The organism is Mesorhizobium sp. M7A.F.Ca.CA.003.01.2.1, assembly GCF_003998945.1.
Classification (GTDB): domain Bacteria; phylum Pseudomonadota; class Alphaproteobacteria; order Rhizobiales; family Rhizobiaceae; genus Mesorhizobium; species Mesorhizobium ciceri.
In genome coordinates this window covers 1-3465 of sequence record NZ_RZRA01000617.1, presented here as the reverse complement: position 1 = coordinate 3465, position 3465 = coordinate 1, and the positions used below count along the sequence as shown (strand labels likewise).

Annotated in this window: 5 protein-coding genes; 1 reads left to right on the top strand and 4 read right to left on the bottom strand. The window is 60.1% G+C overall.

The annotated features are described in order from the left end of the window. The 3 genes from EN969_RS22340 to EN969_RS22330 all read right to left on the bottom strand — a co-directional run. Positions 1-426 (bottom strand): Clp protease N-terminal domain-containing protein (locus tag EN969_RS22340; protein ID WP_281060024.1); only part of this gene is annotated, 426 nt, incomplete at its 3' end. Positions 427-432: 6 nt separating this feature from the next. After that, positions 433-762: an ATP-dependent Clp protease adapter ClpS gene (gene clpS, locus EN969_RS22335; protein ID WP_023812950.1), complete on the bottom strand. Its 330-nt coding sequence runs from the start codon at positions 760-762 to the stop codon at positions 433-435. 296 nt (positions 763-1058) lie between these two features. Next, on the bottom strand, positions 1059-1388 hold the full coding sequence (locus EN969_RS22330; RefSeq protein WP_013531776.1) for a phasin family protein: 330 nt from the start codon (positions 1386-1388) through the stop codon (positions 1059-1061). A 285-nt stretch (positions 1389-1673) separates the two neighbouring features. Here EN969_RS22330 and EN969_RS22325 point away from each other — a divergent pair, with 285 nt between their 5' ends. Beyond that, on the top strand, positions 1674-3083 hold the full coding sequence (locus EN969_RS22325; RefSeq protein WP_013531777.1) for a D-alanyl-D-alanine carboxypeptidase: 1410 nt from the start codon (positions 1674-1676) through the stop codon (positions 3081-3083). Positions 3084-3129: 46 nt separating this feature from the next. Here the strand turns inward: EN969_RS22325 and EN969_RS22320 are convergent. Then, the coding region (locus EN969_RS22320) for a DnaJ domain-containing protein (protein ID WP_164758415.1) at positions 3130-3465 on the bottom strand (336 nt) is incomplete at its 5' end.

Below are 3465 nucleotides of genomic sequence, written 5' to 3'. Positions count from 1 at the left end.
GCCGTGCGAGATGTAGTTGACCGCATCGTAGCGGGTCATCTGCTGTTCCTGCAGGAAATAGGCGGCATGGCTCTCGCGCTCGGCGAAGATGGCGACGAGCACGTTGGCGCCCGACACTTCCTCGCGGCCAGAAGACTGCACATGGATCACCGCGCGCTGGATGACGCGCTGGAAACCGGCCGTCGGCTTGGAGTCCTCGTCGTAGCCGGTGACGAGGTTGTCCAGCTCGGTGTCGATATAGGTGAGAACCGTATGCTTGAGCTCATCGAGATCGACATTGCAGGCGCGCATGACGGCGGCCGCCTCGGTGTCGTCGATGAGCGCGAGCAGCAGATGTTCTAGGGTTGCATATTCATGGTGCCGCTCATTGGCGAGCGTCAGCGCCTGGTGAAGCGCCTTTTCCAGGCCTTGGGAGAAAGCCGGCATGTTACCTCACTTCTTCTCCATCACGCATTGCAGCGGATGCTGATTCTGTCGGGCGAAATCCATGACCTGGGACACTTTGGTCTCGGCCACCTCGAATGTATAGACCCCGCACTCGCCCACTCCATGATTGTGAACATGAAGCATGATGCGTGTGGCGGCTTCGCGATCCTTCTGGAAAAAACGCTCCAGCACGTGAACCACGAACTCCATCGGAGTGTAGTCGTCGTTGAGGATGAGGACCCGATAAAGGCTGGGCTTCTTGGTCTTGGTTTTGGTGCGCGTGATGACGGCCGTCCCACGGCCGGCCCCATTGCCGTTACCGTCGCCGTCTTGCATTCGCACCACGCGTCTCGTGGCAGTCAAACCGATCGTCACGTATTCCTGCCTCTTTCGATTCCCCATGCGAGTTCGACATGTAGGTGTTCGATGTACGATTTTAAGCCCTTCTGGTTAGCTGACAATATGGCTAGGTCACCAAACTTGGACGATTTTCGCAATCGTGAAGGGGCGCGAGGCTCTGGAACGGAAATTGACACGAAAAAGCCCGGCCACGTTTCCACGGCCGGGCTTTTTCTCGGGTCAAAAGGCTGAATCTGGGTCACGTCAGGCGAAATCAGTTCGCCCGGGCGAAATTACTTCGCCTTGGCAACGATCGATTCGAATGGCTTGTAGGCTTCCTTGGCGAGTTCGGCATAGAGATCGCCGATCTTGGTAGCCTCGGCGACGAACGCCTCATAGGACTGCTTGGCGTAGTCCGACTGGATCTCGATGGCCTTTTCCAGCGACTTGGCTGAAAACAGCTTCTCCACAGTGGCGCTGCCGGTTTCAAAACTCTTCTTGGTGTATTCACCAGCCTCGGTGGCAATCGCCTGTGCGCCCTTGGAGAGCGACGCGAAGCTCTTCAATCCGGTGTCGGCGAACTCTTTGCCGTATTTGCTGAAGTCCTCATAGGTCTGGGTCATTTCACGATTCCCTTGACGGTTGAGGCGTCCTTCTTCGGGGCGCCCTTGTGCAATGCAAGATAATATATTGTGCGCCGCACAAAAGTCAAGATTTCGCGGGCTCGCGGACCCGCCTGCGCAGCCAATGGCTAAAAATCGAATAAAGAGAGCTTCAAGCACGAAGAAAATGGTGAACGCGGCGGTTACCATAAACGGATTGGTAACGCTGCGCCGGTAGCTTGGCCGGAAGCGAGGCAGGACCCTTTGCCGCCTCCAACGCAACGAAGAAATCCAAGGGAAGTACCAGTGCGTAAGGCGTTGTTGGGCATCGTTTCCAAATCCACCTCCCCTCTCAAAACGATGATGATCATCGCCTTGGCGATGACATTCGTTTTTGGAGACGTTGCCTCGTCGCTGGCGGCCAAGCAGGCGGCCATCGTCGTGGATGCCAAGACTGGCAAGGTGCTTTACTCCGCAGATGCCAACGGCAGGCGCTATCCAGCTTCGCTGACCAAGATGATGACGCTGTACCTGACCTTCGAAGCGATGGCGAAGGGCAAGATCAGCAGGAATACGCCAGTGGTGTTTTCCGCCAAGGCCTCCGCCGAGGCGCCGACGAAACTTGGCGTGAAGCCGGGCGGTTCGGTCACGGTCGAGACCGCGATCCTGTCGATCGTCACCAAGTCGGCGAATGACTCGGCCACCGCGCTCGGCGAAATGCTCGGCGGCAATGAAACCACTTTTGCCCGCATGATGACCGCCAAGGCGCGTGCGCTGGGCATGAACGGCACCGTGTTCCGCAACGCCAATGGCCTGCCAGACCCTGGCCAGTTCACCACCGCGCGCGATATGGCGACGCTCGGCATCGCGCTGCGCGAACATTTTCCGCAATATTACGGCTATTTCTCGCAGCGCTCCTTCCTCTACGGGCGTCAGCGCATCAACGGTCACAATCGCCTGCTCGGACGCATCAAGGGTGTCGACGGCATCAAGACGGGCTACACCCGCGCCTCCGGCTTCAACCTCGTCTCGTCGGTTTCCGACGGCAATCGCCGCATCGTCGGCGTGGTCATGGGCGGCAGTTCCGGCCGCAGCCGCGACAATCAGATGGCCAGCTTGATCAACACCTATCTGCCGAGGGCATCGACTCGCGGCGGTGGCGATCTGGTGGCCAAGGCCGGCGGCAACAACCCGGTCACCGCCCTCGCCCAGGTTCTCCTGCCCAAGCATGACGCTCCGACGCCCGATGACAAGCCTGTTGTGGCGCAGGACGACGCCACCGTCGCCGAGGACGCCACGGTCGCGGAAGACGATACCCCGCAGGCCGAAGAAGCAGCCCCCGTCGTCAAGACCAGAAAGGTCAAGACCGTCATCGTTTCAGCCCCCCAGGTCGCGACGGCCCAGGTCGTCGCTGCCTATGCCGAGCCAACACCAGCGGCCGTCGATCCGGTCAACACGGCGTCGGTGCCGTCGGGCTGGGCCATTCAGGTCGCCTCGTCGCCAAAGCAGTCCGAGGCACAGGCCTTCCTCGACAAGACCACCAAGCAGGCGCCCAAGGTGCTGGCCGACGCCTCCGGCTTCACCGTCGCCTTCGACAAGGACGGCGTCACCTACTATCGCGCCCGCTTCGGCGGCTTCGGTTCGAAGACCGCCGCCTGGAAGGCCTGCACCGCTTTGAAGAAGAAGAACATCGAGTGCTACGCCGTCCAGCAGTAGGACGGCGTGGAAATCATCTCCCGGAAAAATTCTGCGTCGAAGGAGACTAGTTGTGATTGGAGAGCAAGACGTCCTTGGCTTCGTTAATCCGCGCCGCCAGGAAAGACGTGCCGCCGACATCGGGGTGCAGGCGCTGCATCAGGCGGCGGTGCGCCTTGCGGACATCCGCCGCGGCGGCCCCCGCTTCAAGACCAAGGACCTTGTAGGCCTCCTCCTTAGTCATGGCGCCCGGACCTGGCGCAACACCCAGCCCTTCGCCACCGTTCGTCTCAGTGTTTTTGCGCCAGACGGGAAATCTGCCGTCAAGATACGTCTCTAGCAACTGCCGGCTCTCCGGATCACCGGAGAGTTCGCGGTAGAGGTGCTGCAATTCCACCAGCCC

What these genes read in the sequence shown, in the direction of transcription:
- EN969_RS22330 (WP_013531776.1), bottom strand. Translation starts at nt 1,388, where the DNA reads ATGACCCAGACCTATGAGGACTTCAGCAAATACGGCAAAGAGTTCGCC.
- clpS (WP_023812950.1), bottom strand. Translation starts at nt 762, where the DNA reads ATGCAAGACGGCGACGGTAACGGCAATGGGGCCGGCCGTGGGACGGCC.